Origin of the sequence: Candidatus Cryosericum septentrionale (assembly GCF_003570995.1) — a bacterium.
Lineage (GTDB): Bacteria > Caldisericota > Caldisericia > Cryosericales > Cryosericaceae > Cryosericum > Cryosericum septentrionale.
Map to the genome: position 1 here is coordinate 23720 of NZ_QXIY01000032.1, position 23607 is coordinate 47326.

The 23607-nt window shown below is 60.2% G+C and carries 18 protein-coding genes and 1 pseudogene; 7 read left to right on the plus strand and 12 right to left on the minus strand.

Features of this window, described 5'->3' with window-relative positions:
- Nucleotides 1-140 precede the first annotated feature (140 nt).
- The 5 genes from SMC1_RS07355 to SMC1_RS07370 all read right to left on the minus strand — a co-directional run bounded on the left by SMC1_RS07355 (nucleotide 141) and on the right by SMC1_RS07370 (nucleotide 5475).
- Complete coding sequence (locus tag SMC1_RS07355) at nucleotides 141-737, minus strand: LysE family translocator (protein WP_243626528.1); 597 nt, start codon at nucleotides 735-737, stop codon at nucleotides 141-143.
- Between the two features lie 52 nt (nucleotides 738-789).
- Complete coding sequence (locus SMC1_RS10645; RefSeq protein ID WP_165849315.1) at nucleotides 790-960, minus strand: hypothetical protein; 171 nt, start codon at nucleotides 958-960, stop codon at nucleotides 790-792.
- Nucleotides 961-1270: 310 nt separating this feature from the next.
- Nucleotides 1271-3103: an ABC transporter ATP-binding protein gene (locus SMC1_RS07360; RefSeq protein ID WP_119086135.1), complete on the minus strand. Its 1833-nt coding sequence runs from the start codon at nucleotides 3101-3103 to the stop codon at nucleotides 1271-1273.
- The gene (locus SMC1_RS07365) at nucleotides 3096-4838 is read right to left on the minus strand and encodes an ABC transporter ATP-binding protein (protein WP_119086136.1); all 1743 of its coding nucleotides are present in this window, start codon (nucleotides 4836-4838) and stop codon (nucleotides 3096-3098) included. The genes SMC1_RS07360 and SMC1_RS07365 overlap by 8 nt, the downstream gene beginning before the upstream one ends.
- A complete protein-coding gene (locus SMC1_RS07370) occupies nucleotides 4831-5475 on the minus strand; it encodes a TetR/AcrR family transcriptional regulator (protein ID WP_119086137.1) in 645 nt (214 codons plus the stop codon). The genes SMC1_RS07365 and SMC1_RS07370 overlap by 8 nt, the downstream gene beginning before the upstream one ends.
- 306 nt (nucleotides 5476-5781) lie before the next feature.
- On the opposite strand from SMC1_RS07370, the gene SMC1_RS10650 reads away from it, so the two are divergent.
- The 4 genes from SMC1_RS10650 (at nucleotide 5782) to SMC1_RS07385 (ending at nucleotide 11724) form a co-directional block, all read left to right on the plus strand.
- Nucleotides 5782-6081, plus strand: coding sequence for a hypothetical protein (locus tag SMC1_RS10650; RefSeq protein ID WP_165849316.1), 300 nt, complete (start codon nucleotides 5782-5784; stop codon nucleotides 6079-6081).
- Complete coding sequence (locus SMC1_RS07375) at nucleotides 6078-7691, plus strand: PAS domain-containing protein (RefSeq protein ID WP_165849317.1); 1614 nt, start codon at nucleotides 6078-6080, stop codon at nucleotides 7689-7691. Before SMC1_RS10650 ends, SMC1_RS07375 begins: the two co-directional genes overlap by 4 nt.
- Nucleotides 7692-7694: 3 nt before the next feature.
- On the plus strand, nucleotides 7695-8891 hold the full coding sequence (locus SMC1_RS07380; RefSeq protein ID WP_119086139.1) for an ATP-binding protein: 1197 nt from the start codon (nucleotides 7695-7697) through the stop codon (nucleotides 8889-8891).
- 199 nt (nucleotides 8892-9090) lie between these two features.
- Nucleotides 9091-11724, plus strand: coding sequence for a response regulator (locus SMC1_RS07385; RefSeq protein ID WP_119086140.1), 2634 nt, complete (start codon nucleotides 9091-9093; stop codon nucleotides 11722-11724).
- An 84-nt stretch (nucleotides 11725-11808) separates the two neighbouring features.
- On the opposite strand, the gene SMC1_RS07390 is transcribed toward SMC1_RS07385, so the two are convergent.
- Nucleotides 11809-14121: a helicase HerA-like domain-containing protein gene (locus SMC1_RS07390; protein WP_165849318.1), complete on the minus strand. Its 2313-nt coding sequence runs from the start codon at nucleotides 14119-14121 to the stop codon at nucleotides 11809-11811.
- A 64-nt stretch (nucleotides 14122-14185) separates the two neighbouring features.
- The gene (locus tag SMC1_RS07395; RefSeq protein WP_165849319.1) at nucleotides 14186-14506 is read right to left on the minus strand and encodes a tRNA-binding protein; all 321 of its coding nucleotides are present in this window, start codon (nucleotides 14504-14506) and stop codon (nucleotides 14186-14188) included.
- Nucleotides 14507-14697: 191 nt separating this feature from the next.
- Here SMC1_RS07395 and SMC1_RS07400 point away from each other — a divergent pair.
- The 3 genes and pseudogenes from SMC1_RS07400 (at nucleotide 14698) to SMC1_RS07410 (ending at nucleotide 18089) form a co-directional block, all read left to right on the plus strand.
- A pseudogene (locus tag SMC1_RS07400) lies at nucleotides 14698-16142 on the plus strand (bifunctional metallophosphatase/5'-nucleotidase).
- A gap of 114 nt (nucleotides 16143-16256) precedes the next feature.
- Nucleotides 16257-16565 (plus strand): hypothetical protein, encoded by a 309-nt coding sequence (locus SMC1_RS07405; RefSeq protein ID WP_119086143.1) that lies wholly within the window; start codon nucleotides 16257-16259, stop codon nucleotides 16563-16565.
- Nucleotides 16566-16889: 324 nt separating this feature from the next.
- Entirely contained in the window at nucleotides 16890-18089 is a 1200-nt protein-coding gene (locus SMC1_RS07410) for a BMP family lipoprotein (protein ID WP_119086144.1), read from the plus strand.
- A gap of 391 nt (nucleotides 18090-18480) precedes the next feature.
- Here SMC1_RS07410 and SMC1_RS07415 read toward each other — a convergent pair whose 3' ends face one another.
- The 5 genes from SMC1_RS07415 to glpK form a co-directional block, all read right to left on the minus strand.
- Nucleotides 18481-18747, minus strand: a complete 267-nt coding sequence (locus tag SMC1_RS07415) for a hypothetical protein (protein ID WP_119086145.1) — start codon at nucleotides 18745-18747, stop codon at nucleotides 18481-18483.
- 8 nt (nucleotides 18748-18755) lie between these two features.
- Nucleotides 18756-19139, minus strand: coding sequence for a DUF1667 domain-containing protein (locus tag SMC1_RS07420; RefSeq protein WP_119086146.1), 384 nt, complete (start codon nucleotides 19137-19139; stop codon nucleotides 18756-18758).
- A gap of 10 nt (nucleotides 19140-19149) precedes the next feature.
- Entirely contained in the window at nucleotides 19150-20424 is a 1275-nt protein-coding gene (locus SMC1_RS07425) for an NAD(P)/FAD-dependent oxidoreductase (RefSeq protein WP_207799357.1), read from the minus strand.
- On the minus strand, nucleotides 20424-21914 hold the full coding sequence (locus SMC1_RS07430; RefSeq protein ID WP_119086148.1) for an NAD(P)/FAD-dependent oxidoreductase: 1491 nt from the start codon (nucleotides 21912-21914) through the stop codon (nucleotides 20424-20426). Before SMC1_RS07430 ends, SMC1_RS07425 begins: the two co-directional genes overlap by 1 nt.
- Nucleotides 21915-22054: 140 nt before the next feature.
- Nucleotides 22055-23554 (minus strand): glycerol kinase GlpK, encoded by a 1500-nt coding sequence (gene glpK, locus SMC1_RS07435; RefSeq protein WP_119086149.1) that lies wholly within the window; start codon nucleotides 23552-23554, stop codon nucleotides 22055-22057.
- Between the last annotated feature and the right edge of the window lie 53 nt (nucleotides 23555-23607).

A 23607-nucleotide genomic window follows, 5' to 3' on the forward strand; every position in this document is an offset into this window, starting at 1 on the left:
TACGCCGATGTCTGTCCCCACAGAGTCATCCACTACGACTTCGGCAGACCTTGTCCCGTGAACCCCGTCCAACCAGAGAAACAGTAACCACCCGTCGGCGCAGGGCAACAACTGCGTCGATGGCATGCACTATGTGCTGTCTACGACGCGACGATCGACCAGGCAGCGTAGAGCAGAAGTCCCACGAGGACGAGCGAGTAGGCGAACCTGACCTTCGAGTTGGCGATGAAACGTTGGATGCCGGCGCCAAGCAGTGCCCACAGCGAGGTCGAACAGAAGCTCAGGACAGCAAGCAACACTGCAGAGATGACGACTGCCACCCAGCTCTTCGCCAACGGGGCAAGCAGGGTGGCATACATCGTCAGCCCGAACAGGATGACCTTGGGGTTGACGAGCTGCAGCAGCAGCCCGTCGCGGTACCGCGTGCCGGTCGCCGTCGGAGACGCGTGTGCATGGTCCTGTGGCCGCGCGACGGTCCAGGCGATCCATAGCAGATACGCGACGCCCGCAATCTTCAGGACGACCGCGATCCTGTCATAGGCCGAGACGACGAGCTCCGTCAGCAGTCCCGACGCCACCATGATGCAGAAGAACCCTGTAACGACGCCCCCGATGAAGCGGAGCGTGCGGGGATACCCTACGCGCATCCCCAGCGAGGAAGAGGTGATGTTGTTCGGACCCGGAGTGAAGATGGAAACTAGCGCGTAGCCGAGCACTGGCAGCAGCTCGATCCCCATCACCTGCACGGCAGGTGCTCCAGCGATATGCGGAACGGGTGCAGCTCCGCGGTCATGACACCTGCGCGTACGGCCGGGTCGTCTGCCATGAACGAGCGCGCTGCAGACGCACAAAATGACGATCGATGGCGGCGGACTCGTCCTCCGTCGGTGACGCCATCGCCGCAGGCCTGGTCAGGTGTACCACATAGATCCATGTCGCCACATCGTTCTCCTGTGTCATGGCTCCCCCTCCGGTGACAGTGTAGCAGGAATCGCCTGCGCGCACGACCTTCCGCGTTGTCTCATCCCAGTCTGCTGATAAAAAGCCGCTGATTCGTCATGCCCGCGCAGGCGGGTATCGGTGCCTTCACAGGGACATGGGTTCCCACCTCCGCGGGAACGACGGACCAGGAGAGACTGCCGAACGGATGGGCTTGTAACACGGTCGCTCGGAAGCAGGCTGCTTCCGGGCGATATGCTGCTCGAGTCCTAGTGTCCGGCGTCACGTCACGGGCAGAGGAGACCCGTCATGAAGCCGGGCGCACCACGGTTCAGGAGACAGCAGCCAGAGTCGCGGTCCCCTTGAACTGCGACATATACAGGTTGTAGTAGAATCCATGCTGTTCCAGCAGTGACGTGTGCGTACCGTGTTCGATGATGTGCCCCCCGTCGATGACCAGGACCTGATCCGCACTGCGGATGGTGCTGAGCCGATGGGCGATGACGAAGCTGGTGCGCCCCTTCATCAGGTTGAGCAGCGCCCGCTGAATATGGATTTCAGTACGGGTGTCAACGGATGATGTGGCCTCATCGAGGACGAGGATGCGGGGGTCGGCGAGGATAGCGCGTGCGATGGTCAGCAGCTGGCGCTGTCCCTGGCTGAGATCACTTCCTCTCTCGGCGAGGACGGTGTCGTATCCCTGCGGGAGACGCCGGATGAACTGGTCGGCGTTCGCAAGCGTCGCCGCCGCGACGATGTCCTCGTCTGTCGCATCGAGGCGCCCATAGCGGAGATTCTCCTTCACGCTGGCCGAGAACAGGAATCCATCCTGCAGCACGATACCTAGCTGACGGCGCAGGCTGTCCACCTGCACGTCACGGATGTCGGTGCCGTCGACCGTCACGCGCCCGCCCTGGATGTCGTAGAACCGGGAGAGAATGCTGACCATGGTCGTCTTGCCGGCCCCGGTGGGTCCGACCAGCGCCACCATGTGGCCTGGCAGCGCATGCAGGTTGACGTCACGCAAGACCGGGACATCCCTGAGGTACCCGAAGTCGACGTGGTCGAACACGACGTCGCCCTGGATTTCGCCGAGCTGGGGTGCGTCCGGCTTGTCGCGCAGTTCCGGCCGATGGTCGATGACCTCGAACACGCGTTCCGCACCCGCCAGAGCTGCCTGGATGGTGCTGAGAAGGTTCGCCACCTGCAGGAGGGGTTGCGACAGTCGTTGCGTGTACGTGATGAAGGCCGAGACAACGCCGACCGTGACGATGCCCTTGATGGCAAGTGTGCCACCAACCCCCGCGACGATGGCGATATCCATGTGGTCAAGCACCATGAGGAGCGGCATGGCGAGCAGGGCGACAAACTGCGCCTTCCGTCCTGCCACGAGCGCCGCCTGATTGCTCTTGCCGAACACGCCGAGAGCTGTAGCCTCCTGGCCGAACGCCTGCACGACGCGCTGGCCGCTGACCGTCTCGTCCATTACACCGTTCAGTGCCCCGACCGTGCGTTGTTGTTCAAGGAACAGCGCACGAGTCCGGCTCATGATCCCGCCCGTCAGGAGGAACATGAACGGCATCATGACAAAGGCAGCAAGCGCAAGCCACCTGTTGAGGACCAGCATGATGCCGATGATGGCTGCGACACTGAAGACGTTGCTGACCAGTGATGTCAGGTCTTGCGACAGCGTCTGGCTGATGGCGTCCATATCATTCGTAAGGCGGCTCATCAGGTCTCCCTGGGAATGGCGATCGAAGTAGCTCATGGACAGTGTCTGCAGGTGTTCGAAGAGGCCCCGCCGCATGTCACGCACGGCATACTGCGAGACGCCTGCCATGATCCATGCCTGCCACGACCCGGCAAGCCATGTGCCGACCCCTGCTGCAGTCATCAAGACGGCGATGCGCAGCAGACCCTGAGCGCTGTGCGTCTTGATGATCGTGTCGATGGCCTGCCCGATGAGAAGCGGGCCCACCAGAGACAGTCCCGCTCCGACCACCAGCAGGACCGTGACCAGCACGAGTTTCCCACGGTACGGCTTCAGGTAGGCGATGAGGCGACGCGCAGCTCCGCGTGCGTCTTTCGCCCTGGCCGTAGCCATGGCTCCTCCCATCGGGCCGCCCCCGCGAGCAACCTGCCCACGTACGTTCTGGTCAGCCATTTGTGGTTCCTCCTCCGAGCTGGGACTCATAGATCTCGCGGTAGATGGAACTGGTTTGCATCAACTCCTGATGCGTTCCCTCGGCCGCGATGCGCCCCTTGTCCAGGACCAGGATCTTGTCTGCAGCCAGCACGGTGCTGATACGCTGAGCGACGATGAAGACGGTGCACTGGCTGTGCAGGCGCAGCAGAGCCTCCTGGATGCGGGCCTCGGTGTCGACGTCGACCGCACTCGTACTGTCGTCCAGGATGAGGATGCTCGGCTTGAGGAGCAGGGCACGGGCAATGGCGATGCGCTGCTTCTGACCCCCCGAGAGGTTGGCCCCACGTTCCTCGACCATCGTGTCGTACCCTTTTGGGGTCCCAAGGATGAACTCCTCGGCCTGCGCGGCCTGCGCGGCCGCTTCGACCTCCTCCTGACTGGCGTCGGGACGGCCGTAGCGTATGTTGTCCCGGAGCGTGCCGGTGAAGAGCACAGCCTCCTGCAGCGCAATGCCGACATGCTTGCGCAGCGACGCAAGGGTCACGTCCCGGACATCGACGCCGTCGACCGTCACGCGACCGCCGCACACATCGTAGAAGCGTGGGATGAGGTTGATCAGCGTCGTCTTGCCCGAACCGGTCTCGCCAAGGATCGCCACCGTCTGTCCCGGCTCGGCGACGAAGTTCACATCCTGGAGCACCGACTCACCACACTCGTGGTCGTAGCTGAACGTTATGTGCTCAAAGGCTACCCTGCCCCTGACGTCGGACAGATCGATGACCCCTGGCTGGTCGACGATGCTGCTCTTCGTGTCCAGCACCCCATTGATGCGTCCCGCAGACGCCTCAGCCTGCGACAGCATCACGAGCAGGTTTCCCATCATGAGCAGCGGGAACATCGTGATCATGAGGTAGTTGATGAACGCCATGAGCTGGCCTGTTGTCAACGTGCCACCAATCGCCTGCCGTCCGCCGATGAGGATGACGAGCACCGTGCCGAGGTTGACGATGACGGTCATGGTCGGCATGATGACCGCGAACAGTCTCTGAACACGCACGTTCTGATCCATGAGGTCATCGTTGACCACTCCGAACCGACGGTTCTCCTCGTTCGAACGGACAAACGCCTTCACGAGCCGCATGCCCGCCAGGTTCTCCTGGAGCAAGGTGTTCAGCCGGTCCAGCTTCGCCTGGACGCGCAGGAAGATGGGCTGCGCCTTCGTGGACAGCACCACGACCATCGCGCCGGTTATAGCCAGGAGCAGCACGACCCAGACCGCAAGGCTCGGGCTGGTCACCAGCATGAGCACGATGCTGCCAAGCAGCATCAGCGGCGCGCGGGTCATGATGCGCATGGCCATCTGCACGGTGCCCTGCACCCGCGTGACGTCGCTGGTCAGGTTGGTCATCAATGCTCCGGTGCGGTTATCGTCGAGGTTGCTGAAACTGAATCCCTGAATGTTGCGGAAGGTCGCCGTGCGGACGTCGGTCCCGAATCCCATCGCCACATCGACCGAGTAGCGCGTGTTGATAATAGAGACGACGGCCCCCAGCGCCGAGACGCCCAGCATGATGCCCATCGTCCCCAGGACCACGTGCATGTCTCCCTTCGAGATACCGTTGTCGACGATCGTTTGGATGAGACGCGGCACCGCCAAGTCAGTCAGGATGGAGACCGTCAGCGCAGCCAACGCGATGACAGCCTTGCGACGGTAAGGCCTCAGGTACGTGAGGATCTTCAGAAAATTACGCATGTGATCCCCCTTCCGGCATCATCAATCCGAACAGCAAGAGATCGGCTGTCGCACGCGCAGCCTGCTCCCGTTCGGCTGGCTCCTCGGAGCCCCGGGTAAGGCGCAGCAACGGCATCATGGACGCCATGAGCGCACCGACGAGGGCCTGTGCGGCCCGCTCGGGGTCCACCTTCCGGAGCCATCCGGCTTCGATGCCGCATTCGATGAGACGCGCGACATGGGCGACCGTCTCCCGCACGTGACCTGCCTGATACTGTCGGAACAGCTCATCGTCCGTCCACGCCTCCTTGATGACCGTGCGTATCCATGGCTGCTCGGAAGCAGGCGCCAGAAGGGCCCGCTCGACGAGCCCGATGAACCCATCGCGGTCCGCCAGATTTTGAGCCTCCGACCACAGACGGTCTACAGGTGACGGTGACCGCGAGATAATGGCGACAAGGATGTCGCGTTTGCTGGCAAAGTAGTTGTAAAGGCTGCCCTCGGCGATATCGGCCGCTGCCGCGATCTCCCTGGTCGTCGCCTGCGCATATCCCTTGGCGGCGAAGACCGAGGCAGCTGCCTGGAGAATCTCCTCCTGTCGGCGCTCGATACGGCGATCGCGCCTGGACAGCGCATCCTGCTCCTGTTTCTGTGTCATTGTGACTCCTTCCTGAATGCTCACTCATTTTCTGAGCATTCGCTCATACTCGTCAGAGTATAGATAACCAGGGGATCGATGCAAACAGCCAAGTACGAATCGTCGTTCACAGACTGCAGGTGTGGTGTGGCATGGCGTGCGCGACGCCAGGTCCGACACGGCAACGCCCGGCGACTCTGAAAGTGTGCCTTGCCAAGACGAGCGGGGAGCAGACGAATCCTGACAATCGTTGTCGGCGCGCCGTTGCAGCTCTCCTTGCACGCAGTAAGTTCTCTATCATACTATGAACGATATGGAGGAGAAAGCATGGTGCGAAGGCAATTGTGGTGGTGGCTGCTGCTGGCTGCGTTCGCCCTTGCTGTCCTCAATCTGGTCTTCAACGGATGGCTGTTCGTTCTTCCGAGCGGCTTCCTGTTCTTCGCAAGCAATGCTCTCTCGATGGTGCTGTCGATCGCGGCCGTGGTGTGGTCTATCCTGGACTTGCTGGCATCGTACAGAACCGGGCGTTCCGTGCGGCCAGCCGTCTACGTGACGTCATGGGTCCTGGCAACCGTCATCGTCGTCGCCGTCGACCTCTGGACACTCGCAGTGATGAGGCTGGGATGAGCGAGAGGAACATACCGGTCACGGAGCGCGCAGCAAACGACTGGGGGTTGACCCGGCTGATGGCAGGTCTGCCGGGCATGGTCTACCGAGCTGCGCCGCAGGCACCGTTCACCTTCGAACTTGTCGGTGGGGGCTACGAACGTATCCTGGGCCGGTCCCTGGACGAACTCACGACGAAGCGGGACATCCGCTCGACGCTCATGTATCCCGATGACCTCGCTCGCTACCGAGCAGTCGTGGAGAACGCGGTGAAACGTGGTGACACGTTTCAGATTGAGTACAGCGTCATCTGCCCTGACGCCACAGAACGTATTGTGTGGGAGCAGGGCAGGCCCGTCCGCGTTCCCGACGGATCCTGCTTCATCGAAGGAAGCATCATTGATATCGAGGGACCAGTACACGCGCGGCAGGTACAGGACCCCACGTACCGCATCTCGCAGGCGGCAGCATCCGCCGAGAGTCTGCAGGAGCTGTACAGCCACATCCACCACATCGTCGCCGGACTGATGCCGTCGGAGAACCTGTTCCTCGCACTTCGGGATCCGAAGACGGGGTCCATCACGTTTCCGTACTACATCGACGAGTACGACGTCGTGCCGCCCGACCCGCAGATGGCCGAGACGGGGTTGACAGCATACATCCTGCACACCGGCACACCGCTGCTCATGAGCGAATTCCACGAGGCAGAACCGGTCAAGTCTGGAAGCGTCACTCCTACGGGGACGCTCCCCATCAGCTGGCTCGGTGTCCCGCTGCGGCTGAAGGGGACAGCAATCGGGATCATCGCTGTCCAGGTGTACCATGGAAGCTACCGCTACACCGAACGGGACCGGGATATCCTGTCCTTCGTCGCGGATCAGATCGCCGTCTCGATAGACCGCTGGCGCTCCCGCGACGCGCTGGCCACCTCCGAGGAGCGGTTCCGCATCGCCGCGCAGAGCACCAGTGACATCGTCTATGAGTGGGACACCGTCGAGGATCGCTGCACCTACTACGGTGACGTCGACGGGGACCTCGCCCGTGCCATCGGGGGCTTGCCTTCCAAAGGAAGCCAGTGGGAGTCATATGTGCACCCTGAGGACCTTCCCGCGCTCCAGCAGGCCGTCCAGGAGCACCTGAGGACGCATACGCCCCTCCGCGTCACGTATCGCCTGCGTTGCACCGACGGCACATGGCGCACCATCATCGAATCGTCGCAGGCTGTGCTCGACAAGGATGGCAACGTCGTCAAGCGGGTCGGCACCGACACCGATATCACCAACCGCGTCCGTGCGGAACGCGCATTGCAGGCCAGCGAACTCGAGTTTAGGGAGTTGTTCAACCAGGCCCAGGACGCCATTCTTCTCCATGTGGTCAACGCGGATGGCACGACAGGCTCGATCCTCGAGGCCAACGACGTCGCCTGCCAGTGGGTAGGCTACACACGCGAGGAATTGCGGCACATGACCATCACCGACGTCTCAGTCACCGCAACGCCTGAGATGCCCGAGGCCACGGGGCGCCAGCTGAGGGAACACGGAAAGACAAGCTTCCTTGCTGAACTGAAGGCCCGCGACGGTCACCGCATCCCCGTGGAAGTCAGCGCGAGCCTGTTCGTACTCGGAGACTAGTCGGTGGTGCTCAACATCGCCCGCGACATCACCGAACGGCTACGTCTCGAAAGCGAGCTTCAGCGGATGGACAAGCTGGAGTCGCTGGGCATCCTGGCAGGTGGCATCGCACATGACTTCAACAATATGCTGACCGGTATCATCGGCAACATCAATCTCGCACACATCGAGGATGACACGGACCATTCCCGCGAACTGCTGCAGGAAGCAGAGCAGGAGATCCTCCAGGCTCGCGGGCTGTCGCAGCAGCTGCTGACATTCGCGAAGGGAGGGGCTCCCGTCCGTTCCGTCCAGGACCTTGCTCATATCCTGCGGGAAGCTGTCAGCTGCGCCTTGCGCGGTTCTGACGTTTCGGCTCGTTTCGACCTGCCCGCGGACCTCTGGTGGGCAAGCGTCGACAAGGGGCAACTGTCTCAGGTCTTCTCCAACATCGTCATCAACGCTGACGAGGCGATGCCTGCCGGAGGGACGATTTCCGTCATTGCACGCAACGTCACCGTAGACGACGGCGCGTACCCGGACCTGGCTCCTGGCGACTATGTCCGCATCGACCTCAGCGACACCGGCGTCGGGATCGCCGAGACGAACCTTCGCAGAATCTTCGATCCCTTCTTCAGTACGAAGCGCCGCGGCAGCGGCCTCGGCCTGGCGACATCCTACGCCATCGTCCACAAGCATGACGGATACATCGGCGTTGCCTCGACACCAGGTGCCGGCACGACCTTCTCGATCTCCCTGCCGGCTGCCCCTGCCAGTCCACCCCCTCAGTCGCGTGAGACAGCGCCCCGATTCAGTGGACACGGCCGCGCCCTGGTCATGGACGACGAACTCACGGTGCGACAAGTGGTAGTTGCAATGCTAAAGAAACTCGGATATGAGGCGGAAGCTGTCTCTGACGGGGCCAGCGCACTTCGTGCGGATGCAGAGGCCTGTGTAGCCAGGCATCCTTTCAGCACCATCATCATGGATCTGACGATTCCCGGCGGCATGGGTGGTGAAGAGGCAGTTGTGGCCCTCCGCGCCCAGCACACGACGGCGCGCCTCATCGCCTCGAGCGGGTACGCAAATGACCCCATCATGGCTCAGTACCGTTCCTACCAGTTCGACGCCGTCTTGGCCAAGCCGTACAGCTTTGCTGAACTGACGTCGGTCCTCGCCTCCCTCGCCGACCAGCCATCGATCCTCGGCACTGATGCCTGACGTCGACAGGTTACCGGATGCCGTCATTGCAGACCATAGAAGCCACCAGTTCGAGGGCGTCCTCCCGAAACCATATGACATGGGAGGGTTTGCATCAGCTCTCGCCAGGCAGCGCCCCTCTTGAATAGCAGAGCCTACGCGTCACAATAGTCGTGTGTCGCCGTTCGTTCCTTGGCAATCGTGGCTCGGAGGAATACGCGTGAAGGCATCCCGTCTGGTCATATTGCTCGTTCTGACAGCAGTCTTCGCAGCAATGCTGGGGATTCCGCCAGCTGTTGCCACAGCGCCTCCCAGCAGCGTCCTCATCCTCAACTCCTACGACCAGGGCTACTCATGGACAGACGGTGAGGTCGCAGGGATCCGCAGTGTCCTCGATGACTCGCCGTCGTCGATTCAGCTTTCTGCGGAGTACCTCGACTGGAGCAGGTTCCCCTCGCAGCAGAACCACGATCAGTTCGAGAAGCTGCTGCAGACCCGCTACGGTGTCAACAAACCCGACGTCCTGATCGTCACCGACAACCCGGCGCTGGACTTTGCACTGGACCACCGCAGCAATCTGTTTGCCGGCGTGCCCATTGTGTTCTGCGGCATCAACGACTATCAGACATCTCTGCTCAGGGGAGCGAAAGATGTCACTGGTGTGGCCGAGGAGATCGACCCCGTCGGGACACTCGCGCTGGCGCTCAGGCTGCACCCGCACGCCAGCAGCGTCTACGTCATCACGGACTTCACTGAGACCGGAATTGCTGTTCGCCGAACCATCCAGAGCGTCATCCCGGAATTTCAGGACCACGCTGCGTTTACGTTCTCCCCTGTCACGACAGTCGCAGAGCTCATGGACGCAGTGGCAGCACTCCCTGGCAATACCATTATTCTGGCTGCACTGTTCATTCGCGACCGCGACGGCGTGTTCATAGACATGCCAGCGTTCACCGCTGAGCTTGCCCGGCACACGGCGCTGCCGATTTACGGCATGTATGAACAGGGCCTGGGTCAAGGCATCGTCGGTGGCGTGCTCACGAGCCCTCAACTGGAGGGTGCAAAAGCGGGCGAACTCGCCGTGCGCATCCTGGCCGGTGAGCCCGCCGGTTCAATCCCAGTGGTGACAAGGCAGTCGACGCGCGTGGCATTCGACTGGCACAGGCTGGAGGCCTTCCGCATTCCCGTGTCCAGCCTTCCCGCCGGGGCCATGGTGATCAACCGCCCCGTCACCATCCTCGACACCAACCGTCGGCTTGTCGTCTTCACCACCGTGGTCATGCTGCTGCTGGTCCTGGGTATTGTCTTCCTCGCAATCAATAATGTCCGGCGCGAACGGGCCGAAGCCAGGGTGCTTCGCCTGGCCACCGCCATCGAACAGGCCGCCGAGGCCATCGCGATCACTGATCCCGACGGCGTCGTCACCTACATCAACCCTGCATTCGAGCACGCAACAGGGCTCCCCGCCGTCGAAAGCAGAGGGCGCAACATCCGGGGACTTCTGGGCGACGAGGTTGCAGTCCCTCTCGAACGGCGCGCGCAGGAGCACCTGGCCATCTACGACAGCTGGAAGAAGAAAATCACCAGCGTTCGCAAGGATGGTAGCCTGGTGGAACTCGACTTGACAGTCAGTCCCGTCCGAGGTCCCGGCGACGAGGTTGCAAACTATACCTACGTCGGGCGTGACATCACACAGGAGGCTGCTCTCGAGGAGCAGCTGCGCCAGTCCCAGAAGCTGGAAGGGATCGGGCTCCTAGCTGGCGGTGTCGCCCACGATTTCAACAACATCCTGACGGGCATCCTGGGATATGCCAACATGCTGGAGCCGGATGCCGCTCCGGGGAGTACCATGCAGGAGGGACTGCACGTCATCCAGCAGGCGGCCGAGCGAGCAGCCGAGCTCACCAAACAGCTGCTAAGCTTCGCGAGGCGGGGCAAGCGTCAGAACACCACGGTCGACCTCAACAGCACCATCCTCGAGGTCGTGTCGCTTCTCACCCGAACGGTCAACAAGAACATCATTGTGACCGAACACTTCGATACGGACCAGGCAACCGTCCTGGGAGACCCCGGACAACTCCAGCAAATCGTCCTCAACCTAGCCATCAACGGGCGCGACGCGATGCCGCAGGGTGGGAGTCTGACGTTCCGGACATGGCGCCAGGCACTCAACGCCGAACGGCTCATGGCACACCCCGGAGCGGAGCCAGGCGTGTTTGTCGCGCTATCAGTCTCTGACACCGGCGTCGGCATCGAGAAGAAGAACCTCCGCCGCATCTTCGAGCCCTTCTTCACAACCAAGGACGTGGACAAGGGGACCGGCATGGGACTGGCTATGGTGTATGGGATCGTGAAGGCACACCAGGGGTTCATCGACGTCGAGAGCGATATCGGCAAGGGGACCACGTTTACCGTGTACGTCCCGGTAACCGACGTCGTACCAGCGACTGCGCACGCTGCCGATCTCCCACGCAAGGGACACGGGCGCATCCTGATCGTCGACGACGAAGAGGTCGTCCGCAAGTTGGCGCGCGAGATGCTGCGCCGGGCAGGATACGACGTCGTCACCGCCATCGGTACCACGGAAGCGGTCACCTGGTACCGCGCGCATCCCCACGAAGCCGACCTCGTCATCATCGACATGGTCATGCCTGGCAAGGATGGTCAGGAATGCTTCAAAGCCCTCAAGGCCATCGACCCCGACGTGCGCGCCATCCTGTCGACGGGCTACGGTCTGGATGGACATGCACAGGATACCCTCGATGCAGGCATGGTCGGCTACGTACAGAAGCCGTATCACATGGACGACCTCGTCACTGCAGTCGCCGACGCACTGGCAGACCAGCCATCCTGAGTTGCCACAGGCCCCTGCAACGCGTCTGCCCGGTCCCATCAAGCGTGGAACCGGGCAGATTCAGTAGTGGAAACGTTATGGCGTCTAGCGAAAGACGACGCCTACCCGCTTGACGACGATGTTGCTCACCTTCGGACGCAGCAGTTTTGCCTCCACCGCCAGATACTTCGCCCGGGCAGCCTGTTCCTGTGCCATCACGGTCGCCTGCGTCTGCGCCGCCAGCACCGCCACCTGCTGCTGAAGGTCGTTCACCTTCTGCTGAAGATCGTTGGCTTTCTCCTGTAACGTCTGGGCTGTTCCCCGTGTCCGGGCGCCCGTCGCGAAGCTGCGTTTGCGCCCCACCAGCAGACCCAGGAACGCCTCCGCCGTCTGCATGGTCGCCGCCGAGCTACGGTTGCGCGCTTCCATCTGCGCGATGTTCAGCCGCTGCTGCGCCTCGGTCAGGTCGTCCTGCAGCTTGTGCTGTTTCTCCTGCAGCTTCTCCCGTACCTTGTTTACGGCTCCGGTGATGTCGGGAGCGGACAGGACGCCGAGCCGCGCCATGAACTGGCCTTCCGTTTCACCGTTCTGCTGAGCAACCTTATACGGCTTGCTCGTCAACAACGTCAGGGGCCGGACCTTCAGGACGTCTTTGAGCCGCGCCGTGAGGGTCTTCCAGGACGCCGGCTTCTGCAGGTCCGCAGGAACCTCTTCGAACAGCACGCCGTCGGGAGCCTTGTCCCACCACGTCATGCCCTCGGGTAGCTGCTCCGCGGTTGTCCAGTCGACGGCGGGCCATTGCGAGACCGGGACGGAAAGCAGCAGATGCTCCTGCACGAATGCTCCGGTCGTCTTGTCCTCGTAAGCCACGTCCGCTTCGCCGAACACGTATGGGTCGAGCGTGGTCCCCGCCGGGACGGCAGCGAACTGAACCGGGATGCCGTCGGGGAACGCGGCCAGATATCGTGACGGTCCCGAGGTCGGCAACGCTTCGTGGGTGACATTCTCGAACTCGATCTTCCGTGACGCCATCAGCTGTCCAATCTGACCCTTGGTGAGGGGTCCACGCAGGTAGCTCATCGCAAAACGGGACTCCACGACGACATGCCTCGCGGTATGGACGTTGTGCAGCAGAAACTGGCGCGGCTTGAGACTGCCCAGGACGCCGTTGAACCACGCCCTGTCGAGCGTGCCACCCCCTTCCTGCAGGGCTCCCTCGAGGCCGCCGAGCACACGTTCGCGGTCGCCGTCCTGCTGAAGTTTGCCGATGACCCAGGTACCGGCATTGCTGAGGCCTTTGTAGTCGACGTCCACGGGGTTCTGGGTCGCCAGCACCACGCCGAGGCCAAACGCGCGTGCTTGCTTCATCAGGGTGAGCAGGGGCACCTTGGAGGGCGGATTGAAAGGGTACGGCGGGAAGTACCCGAACACCTCGTCGAAGTACAGCAGAGCCCGCAGAGAATCGGTCCCCTGCTGGAGACGCATCCAGGCAAGAACCTCCTGAAGCAGGAGCGTCACGAAGAACATGCGCTCCACGTCAGACAGGTGTGCAATGGCGAAGATACTGCAACGCGGCCTGCCGTCCGGTGCGCGAAGGAACCTCTCGACATCCAGAGGAGCGCCGTTCAACCAGGACTGGAACGAGGGAGAAGCGATGAGCCCATTGATGCGCATGGCAAGGTCCAGCCGTTCCCTTGGCGGAAAGAAGGTGTCCACCTCGAAGACGCCAAGCTTCTCGAACGGCGGGTTCTGCAGCTGCACGATAAGGTCCGGGAGGGTCAGGTCTGTGTCCTTGCCCCACGTATCGTTGATGATGGAGCTGATAAGGATGTGCTCACGGCTGCGAACTGGGTCGGCGTCGATGCCCACGAGGCCAAGGAGGGCGGAGGTGACACCCTTGACTTTCTCCTGCGTCTCCTCGTCGCCGAGGTCTCCCGCAGGCCTGCGGAAGCTCTGCAGAACCGACACCGGGATGCCCGCAGTCGACCCCGGCGTGAAGATGACAAAATCGGCCTTCGCCTTCAGCTGCGCGATCCGTTCCGGCGCAATCCCTGATGAAGCCAGACCCTTCTGCCATGTCGTTGCCGTTTCGAGAGCCGCCTGCTCCACCGTCAGTTCCTTTCGCTCAGCTTCAGCCGGATCCACCCACGGCTGAAACTCCGCGGCACTCAGGCCCGGAAATGTCAGGAGGAGGTTGCCCAGATCACCCTTGGGGTCGATGGCGATGACAGGAACGCCGTCCATCAGGGCCTCTTCGATGAGGTCGATGGACAGACCCGTCTTGCCGGACCCGGTCATGCCGACGATGACACCGTGCGTCGTCAGGTCCTTGCTCGGATACAGGACAGGGGCTCCAGCCTGACCCGTCGACGGGTCCACCTCGGTACCGATATAGAAGGTCTTTCTGTCTTCGTCCATGGTTGCCTCCTGGTTGAGGTTCTCTCTCATGATAGGGGCCGCGCTGAGGCGCAATACCCCCGGATCAGCCGAGCCTGAGCCCGTTGGGTACCGGACGATCGGCACCGACCAGCACCACGCCCTCGGGGGCGTAGACGCCGAGGACTAGCACTTCTGACGGGAACCCCGCCACCATACGGCTGGGAAAGTTGACGACGCCCAGCACCTGCCGCCCAACAAGCTGTTCCGGCACATAGAGCACGGTGATCTGTGCGCTGCAATGCTTGACGCCAAGGTCAGGCCCAAAGTCGATGGTCAGCTTATACGCAGGCTTACGGGCCTGGGGAAACGGCTCGCACGCAGTGATCGTCCCTGTCCTGATGTCGAGTTGCTCAAAGTCCTGCATCGTCGCCACAGTCGCCTCCAGTCCTTCTGGTCAATAGTACGCAGCCAGGCGCCCGTGGCAATGGCTACGTGGCGCACGGCGACTCCATCGAACGACAAGTCTTCATGATAAGCGGCACGGGCTTGACACGGACCTGTGTCTCGGAGGATATTCCCAGAGGTTCTCACCGCCATTCTCCACAGGAGGCCACCATGGGTACCACGAAGCGGTTCACCATCCTTCACAGCAACGACATGCACGGCGATTTCCTCGCAGAGATGCGCGGCCAAGAGGGCCACCTTATCGGCGGCCTGTCACTGTTGTCCGGGTATATCAACCAGGTCCGGAACGAGGAGAAGAATGTCCTGTACTGCATTGCAGGCGACATGGTGCAGGGGTCCCTCATCGACGCCGAGTACAAGGGTATCACACGATGGAGATCATGAACTACCTGGCGCCGGACGTCGCCACGCTGGGCAACCACGAATTCGACTATGGACTGCCACACCTGCTGTTCCTGGAGAAGGTGGCCAATTTCTACATCACCCAGTACAACAAGCGCCTGTTCCAGCCGTACGTGGTGAAGAACGTCGACGGCTTCGACATCCTGTTCATCGGGATCATCACGGAGAAGGTCATGGACATGCTGAAGACCGACAACATGCTATCGTCGTTCATCACGCTGCAGGAGGCGGCCTCCAAAGTCGGGAAGATCTGCAACGCCTACAAGAATGATGACATCGACCTGACCATCCTGCTGACCTACATCGGCTTCGAGTCCGATAAGGAGCTTGCGAGCCTGCTGGACCCCGCATGGGGTGTCGACATGATCATCGGAGGGCATAGCCACACGATACTGGAGCAGCCCGCCATCGTCAACAACATTCTGATCGCACAGGCCGGCACCGGCACCGACCAGGTTGGACGGTTCGACATCACCGTGGATGACGACACCAACAGTATCGTCGACTGGACATGGAAGCTGGTCCCAATTGACAACGCCCACTGCCAGCCCGACGAAAAGCTCACCGCGTTCATCGACGGGTTCAAGGACGTCGTCGACAGGAAGTACGGCAGTATCATCTCCAAGTTCCCACGCACACTCACGCACCCGGAACGCACACGCGAGACAGAGCCTGGAAACCTGTTTGCCGACGCAATCCAGGAGAAGACCGGGGTCGACGTCACATTCGTCGGCAGCGGCAGCATCCGCAAGACGGAGCTGGGTTCCGTCGTCACGCTAGGCGACTACCTGACGCTGTTCCCCTACGACGACTCCGTCACCCGGTTCACCGTGACCCGCGCACAACTCAGGCACGCATTCGCCGGGTTCATGCGCCCGGAGAACCGCAAAGGCGAGGGCGAGTACTACCAGGTGAACAGGGGCGTGAAGGCGGTCTACGACCTGGTGAAGCATGAACTGGTGTCGCTGACTCTGAACGGCGTCCCTGTCGACGATTCCTCGCGGTACTCCATCTGTCTGCAGGGATACCACTACAAGAACTCGACCGTCGGGCTGCAGCTGACGGGCGAGGAACTGGCACAGGTGGAGCAGCCCCGCCTGCTTGCAACGTCCGGCCGGGACGTCGTCGAGGAGTACCTGCGTAACCACCAGAACCTTCAGGCGAAGGTCGAGCGCCGCCTCCAGTATCTCTAGACCTTGCGCCCGTGCTGAACCGGCTTAGTCTGTAGACGGACCAGACCACGGTACGACAAAGAGGCGTCTGTATGACCATTGTTCCCGGTCCCATCCTGCAATGGGGGCTGCCTCGTGGGTCTGGTGTTCCAGCAGCGGCATACCCGTTTCAATGCAGCCGGTCCCGTCCGAACCAGGATTCTCCGGTTCGTGCTGGGCATCGTCGCAGTCCTCCTGATATCGCGCGGACTCGCCGTTGTCCTGCCCCCCGGCACTGGCCTGACCGCCCAGATCGGGCGGTTCGTCCGCTATGCCCTGACCGGAGTCTGGACAGTTTACGTCCCGCCGGTTGTCTTCCTGCGGACGGGTCTTGCCCTATCATCACAGCATGGCATCTACGTCGGCAGGCCGGAGAACGATACGAAGGGACCCCACAAGCCTTGACCGAAGATGTGTTATGGTTAGGCTCATGGGTGGAGCGTTGGCATGTTCCTCGAGGTCTGTCGCGCCCCACATGGGAAGTAGACCGACGATCACGTCGGTGAACAGTCTCCCAGGAGACTGAGGCCAGTTTGATGCATTTCGCTGACGGCTGGATATGTCCTGACTATGAGCGGGCGCTCAGACATGCGTAATGGGAGGTGAACCACAGGTACATGAGCTTGGCGTGTGACTGACAGACCGGCGCAATTGCCGGTGTCGAGACATGGATCACGTATTTGTGCTAGAATACTTACTATTAGGCTATTCTGTTCTGGAGGAGAACAAATGAGAAGACTGCTGTCTGTTGTACTGATTCTAGCTCTTGCTGCCTCCGTCTTCACCGGTTGCAAGAAGGCCACGCCGGTCGTCAACGAGATTAAGATTGGCCTTGTCACCGATGTCGGTGGCCGTGGCGACCAGTCATTCAACGATTCCGCCTTGCGCGGTCTCGAGATCTGGGCTGCCAAGAAGTCCTTCGTCAAGGGTGGCGGCTACATTGACATGTCTGATGCAGACTATGCACAGTCTCTGGCCGACAACGCCCCTGACCTTACCGACAAGAACATCGCTCCGATCCCTGGCATCACCCCCGTCGTGCTCGAGTCCAAGGAACAGACGGACTACGTCCCCAACCTCACCAAGCTTGCCGAGGACGAGGGCTGCAAGATGATCATCGCCGTCGGCTTCATGCTCGCCGACGCCACGTACCAGGTCGCCAAGGATCATCCGGACGTCAAGTTCATGCTCATCGACGCCGTTCCCTCCGACGCCACGACGTTTGCACCGCTCCCTAACCTCCCCAACCTTGTCGACTACCTGTTCAAGGAAGAGCAGTGCGGGTTCCTTGTCGGTGCCATCGCTGGCTATGCCACGAAGGCGAACAAAATTGGCTACATCGGTGGTATCGCCGTTCCGGCCGTCCAGCGCTATGAAGCAGGTTTCTTCGCTGGCATCAAGACCACGAACCCGACTGCCTACGGCACCGCTGGCAAGAACGTGGCTGACGTCTACGCTGGCAGCTTCGGCGACCAGCCCAAGGGCAAGCTTATCGCCCAGACAATGATTGCTCAGAAGTGTGATATCCTGTTCCACGCTGCCGGCGCCACTGGCAACGGCATGTTCGAAGCCATCAAGGAAGCCGGCGGACCTGACAAGGGTCTGTGGGGCATCGGTGTCGACGTCGACATGGGCAAGAACCCGAACCTGTATCCCGCGGGAACGCTGACCTCCGCCATCAAGCACGTCGACTTTGCTACGTGGACGGCCATCAAGTCCGTTGTTGACGACACCTTCAAGTCAGAGGTTGTCACTCTGTCGCTGACCGACGGTGGCGTTGGCTGGGCCCAAGATAACGTTGCCAAGGTCCTGTCCGCTGACCAGATCACCAAGATCAACAACCTCCGCCAGGCCATCATCGACGGTACCATCGTTCCGCCGACTGATCCGAAGGCCGTTCCAGCCTGGACCGCTCCGACCGGTTACTAGAATCTGTTCCAGAGCAAACCGCCAACCCCCGGCTTTACGCCGGGGGTTTTGCATCTGCGGACGCTCTCATGTGAACGATGAGGAGAGGATGAGCCCAGAAAAGGAGATGCCCCGGGTGGGTTGAGCCCGGAGCAATGTGAAAAAGGAAAGGGAATTGCTGCTTGCTACAGCTGCGAACAGTATAGCGCCCGGGAGGGCAATGCAACCGGATTTTTCACACTATTGTCACGCCTGCGGTAAACGCACGGCAGTCCACGAACACCCGATTCCAGAAACCAAGGTGCCCTCTTCGTGCATGCGCACAAGGGCGCGCAGTACTTCAGGTCTTCAAAGCCAGAACCAATGGTGACCGCTATTCGCTTGCCGTCCAGTTGAGATACTGGCTACCTCTTCAGGGTCTGAAAACGTTCCACCCGCCCCGCTTCATCTGGAAGTAGAAGAAGGCTACCCAGGCTACTGGAAATATCACAGCGTTCCATCTTCTTCCGACGTGCAAGAACATGATCTCGCTGAGGATAAGCGGCACAAGGAATACTGCGAGCCTGACCCAGTAGCGTGGTTGCTTCTTCTGACTCAGCCCAGGCTTCGGCTCGACAGTGGATGTCGGTGTTTCTGGTGGTACGATGACGCCTTTATCTTCCTGCAGGTCTTTTGCCATGTCAGTTCCTATGATGCCTCGCTTTTTGCCGGAATATTTCTGCTTGCCAGAACGTTGACGCCGGTGCCGAATGCGTTTGCAATCACTACGTCCCCGAACTTTACGGGAGCCGTAAGCTCGATCTTCCGGATTTCGGCCAGTAGATCAAGAATACGTGGCTTGGGAATCGGCGATTCGGTGTAGACTGGGGCAAGAGGATGTACGCCGCCCTTTACCCGGACCGTGGTCGTCACCATGCGCCGCGGGTCCTTTAGTTCCCCCGTCACATAGTCGACACCGCGCTTGCAGCTGTTCCCTTCCAACTTGACGACGGCCTCACCCTCCATTGTCACGTCCAAGGCGCAGCCCCTTGGACATGTAATGCAGATAAACTTCCTATGTTCCTGCGTCATATCAGTCTCCTTATCGCCTGACGACTCGCACGCTCAACTCGGACGCGCGTTGCACCGCGTCGTAGGCAGACTGTGGAATGTCGATATTGACCATCTCGCCGGGGCGCACATAGAGTTCCGCCTTTCTGGTCACGCGTTCTTCGCCGTTCATGACTTCAACCCAGACGGGTTCCTCGATCGGCAGTGTCACCCGCATCTGTAAAAGCTGGGCCGATTCCGCAAGGCTTTCCTTGTCCAAAACATGAGGGACGACGTAGCGAACATTGTCTCCGGCTTTCATCTTTACCCGTCGGCCGTGGTGTTTGCGCTCAGCGATGGCGTATTGCGCCGCGTTCCGCCCGCATAACAACCCGGCTTGAGTCACCCAATCCACCAAGTCGTAGACATGTACCACGTTGCCCGCGGCAAAAATGCCGGGCACGCTGGTCTGCATTTTTTCATCGACAAATGGGCCAGCGGTGACGGGGTCAAGTGAAACGCCCGCCTTGCGTGAAAGTTCATTCTCCGGGATGAGACCCACCGAAAGCAACAGTGTATCACAGGGAATGGTCTCCTCAGTGCCCGGTATCGGCTGGCGCTGTTCATCGATCTGAACCGATTCTATCGCTTCTACCCTGTCGTTGCCGATAATGCGCTTGACCGTATGATGCAACTGGAGTGGAATATCGTAGTCCAAAAGGCATTGCACATAGTTGCGCGTCAGGCCGGTCAGGAAGGGCATAATCTCCAGCACTCGTTCTACCTTGGCACCTTCGAAGGTGAGCCTACGTGCCATGATCATGCCGATGTCGCCCGAGCCCAGAATCACGAAGCGCTTGCCAGGCATAAAGCCTTCGATATTAACAAAGCGCTGGGCCGTTCCCGCGGTATACACGCCCGCCGGCCTTGTTCCCGGCAAAGCAATCTGTGCCCGCGTTCGCTCACGGCAGCCCATAGCCAGCACCAGAGCCCTCGTGTCCAGTTCGACAAAACCGGACCACCGACTCGTCGCATACACACGCCTTTCGCTGGTCACATTGAGTACCATCGCATCCAGCAACGTATCGATGTGAAGCCCTGCAAGCTCATCGATAAAACGCTGCGCATAGGCAGGACCCGGCAGGTCCTTCTTGAATATTTGGAGGCCAAATCCGTTATGAATGCACTGCTGCAGAATCCCGCCCAGTTCCTGTGCCCGCTCGATAACGAGCACCTCCTGGGCACCCGTCTTCTTTGCTTCTATGGCCGCAGCCAGACCGGCAGGGCCAGCACCGATGACGATCACGTCGTATTTTTCCTTTAACATTATTCTGCCTCCTCATCCTTGGTCGGCCGGACAAGGAATTCTGATCCCTTACCCTTCTTGCTGATTTCGAGCGGTGAGACACCCAGTTCGCGGGCAAGAATCTCGACGACGCGCGGAGTATCAAAACCACCCTGACAGCGTCCCGTACCTAGCCAGGTGCGCCGCTTTATGGCGTCGTAGGTTCGCGCGGGTATGGGTGCGTGTATTTCGGCGACGATTTCGCCCTCGGTGACGTTCTCGCAGCGACAGATGATGCGTCCATAGCTGGGATCGTTCTCTATGAGCAACTTCTGCTCAGTCGGCAACATGTCACGGAAGCGCGGACGAGCCCTGCGTATGGGGTTCCATTCCGACTTCTCCTCCAGCTTCTCACCGGCGCCCTTCAGCAGCTCGACGACTCGGACGGCAATGGCAGGAGACGAGCTAAGTCCGGGCGACTCGATGCCACCAAGATTGACCAATCCCTCGACCTGTTTGGGAATCTCGATAATGAAATCCTTGTTGTACTTGACGTCGGGGTTTTCGCACGGGGCGTTTCCTCCCGGCCTGAGTCCAGCAAATTCGGCTATCGAATATCGTAGACTGAGCGAGGGAACCAGGTTGATAGCCCCCTGCCAGATTTCATCCAATCCTTCACGGGTGATGGAGCGGTCTTCTTTGTCATCTATCTCCAGGGCGTTCGGTCCTATGATGGTATTGCCATGCACGGTTGTGGTAACTAGAATACCCTTGCTGGTTGCAGACGGCACCGGGAAAAGCACGTTATTGATGGTGATTTCGGCTTTGTCGAAGACGTAATACTCGCCCTTTCGAGGCGTAATCTTGAACTCCGGCCGCAGGCCAGCCTTGTGCATCACCACATCGGAATACAGGCCTGCACTGTTGACGACCCAGCGAGAACTGAAATCGCCGCGGTTTGTCTTGATGCCGACGATGTGTTTTCCATCCATAATGAAGTCCTGAAATGCCGTGTCGGTCATAAGGGTGACCCCATTGACGACAGCATTCTCCGCAGCAGCAATCACAACACCAAAGGGGTCACAGATACCGCCGGTAGTGGCCCAGAGAGCACCGCTTACCTCGGGATTGATGTTGGGCTCCCGCCGGCGAACGTCTGCACCGTTGAGTATGACCATTCCGGGAACCCCATTTTCAAGTCCCTGCTGCCGCAGACTCTCAAGCTTGGCAAATTCCTCCGGTCCTATAGCAACGACATAGTCACCGCGCCTCTCAAAGGTGAAGTTGAGTTCGCCTGCCAGCTGATCAAACATCTGGTTTCCCACAACGTTCATCTCGGCCTTCAGAGTACCTGGCTTTGGGTCATAGCCGGCGTGGATAATCGCCGTATTCGCGGAGGAGGCACCCATGCCGATGTCGGAATCCTTTTCAATCAGAAGGACATCAAGTTTGTAGCGCGAGAGAAACCGGGCCACCATACTCCCGACCACACCCGCGCCTATGATGATGACGTCATAATTCTTATCCGCCATATTCGCCATTCCTTTTTGCTCAGTATCGTAATTCTAGAGAACAGAGTCGGAACATCGTTGATAGACTCTGACCAAACAAGAACGAGCCGCGACCGCCGGTCGCGGCTCGTTTCGGATACGAGAAACCTACAACGATACTCCTACTGCTTTACCCAACCGAACGTGCGCTTGACGGCTTCAAGCCAGCCGTCAAAGAGCTTGGCGCGCTTGGCGCTGTCCATCTTGGGCTCCCAAGTCTTGTCCACTCCCCAGTTGGCGCGCAGATCTTCGACCTTGGCCCAGAAACCGACTGCAAGGCCAGCTGCATAGGCAGCACCGAGAGCGGTGGTTTCGGCTACCTTCGGGCGGATGACGGGAACGCCGAGGATGTCCGACTGGAACTGCATCAATGTGTCGTTGAACACCATGCCGCCGTCTACCTTGAGTGCGGTAAGCGGAACGCCGGAGTCCTTGTTCATGGCTTCGAGGACTTCGCGGGTCTGATACGCAGTCGCTTCGAGTGCGGCGCGGGCAATGTGACCCTTGTTGACGTAACGGGTCATGCCGACGATGACACCACGAGCGTCGCTCTTCCAGTACGGGGCGAAGAGGCCGGAGAATGCGGGTACGAAGTAGATGCCACCGTTGTCCTCGACCGTGTTGGCCAGGGCCTCGATGTCGGAGGATTTCTGGATCAGGCCGAGGTTGTCGCGCAGCCACTGAACCAGAGCGCCTGTAATGGCGATGGAGCCCTCAAGAGCGTACACGGCGGGCTCTTTGCCGATCTTGTAGCCGAGAGTGGTAAGCAGACCGTTCTTGGAAGGAACGGGCTTGGTGCCGGTGTTGAGCAGCATGAAGCAGCCGGTACCGTAGGTGTTCTTGGCTTCTCCCGCGCTAAAGCAGGTTTGGCCAAAGAGAGCTGCCTGCTGGTCGCCAAGGTCACCGGAGACAGGAATGCCTGCGAGTGCGCCAACGGCTGTACCGTAGACTTCTGAAGAGGCCTTGATGTCGGGGAGCATAGAGCGCGGAATTCCCATCAGCTTGAGGTTCTCTTCGTCCCAGTTGAGGGTCTCGAGGTTCATCAACATAGTGCGGCTGGCATTTGTCACATCGGTGACATGAACGCCGCCCTTGACTCCGCCCGTCACGTTCCAAATAATCCAGGAGTCCGTGTTGCCAAAATACAGTTCGCCCTTCTCGGCCTTCTCTCTGGCGCCAGGAACGTTGTCAAGAATCCATTTGATCTTGGGACCGGAGAAGTACGTGGCCAGGGGGAGTCCTACTTTGGCACGAAGGCGATCCTGTCCACCGACTTTTGCCAGCTCATTGCAGATGAGGTCAGTACGTGTGTCCTGCCATACGATGGCATTGTAGACCGGCTTGCCAGTGTTCTTGTCCCAGACCACCGTGGTCTCACGCTGGTTGGTGACGCCGACTGCTGCGAGATCCTTAGGATCGACATGTGCTTTTGCAAGTGCACCGGCTATAACCGCCTGCGCGGCTGCCCAGATTTCCATTGGATCATGTTCGACCCAGCCGGGCTTGGGATAAATCTGCTCATGTTCTTTCTGGTCGATACCGATGACCTGTCCAGCATGGTCGAAGATCATGAACCGGGTGCTGGTCGTACCCTGATCTATTGCTCCTACATACTTTGCCATGACGATTTCTCCTTTGTCAACTATTGCTAGTTCTTCTCGGGGAGATTCGGAGT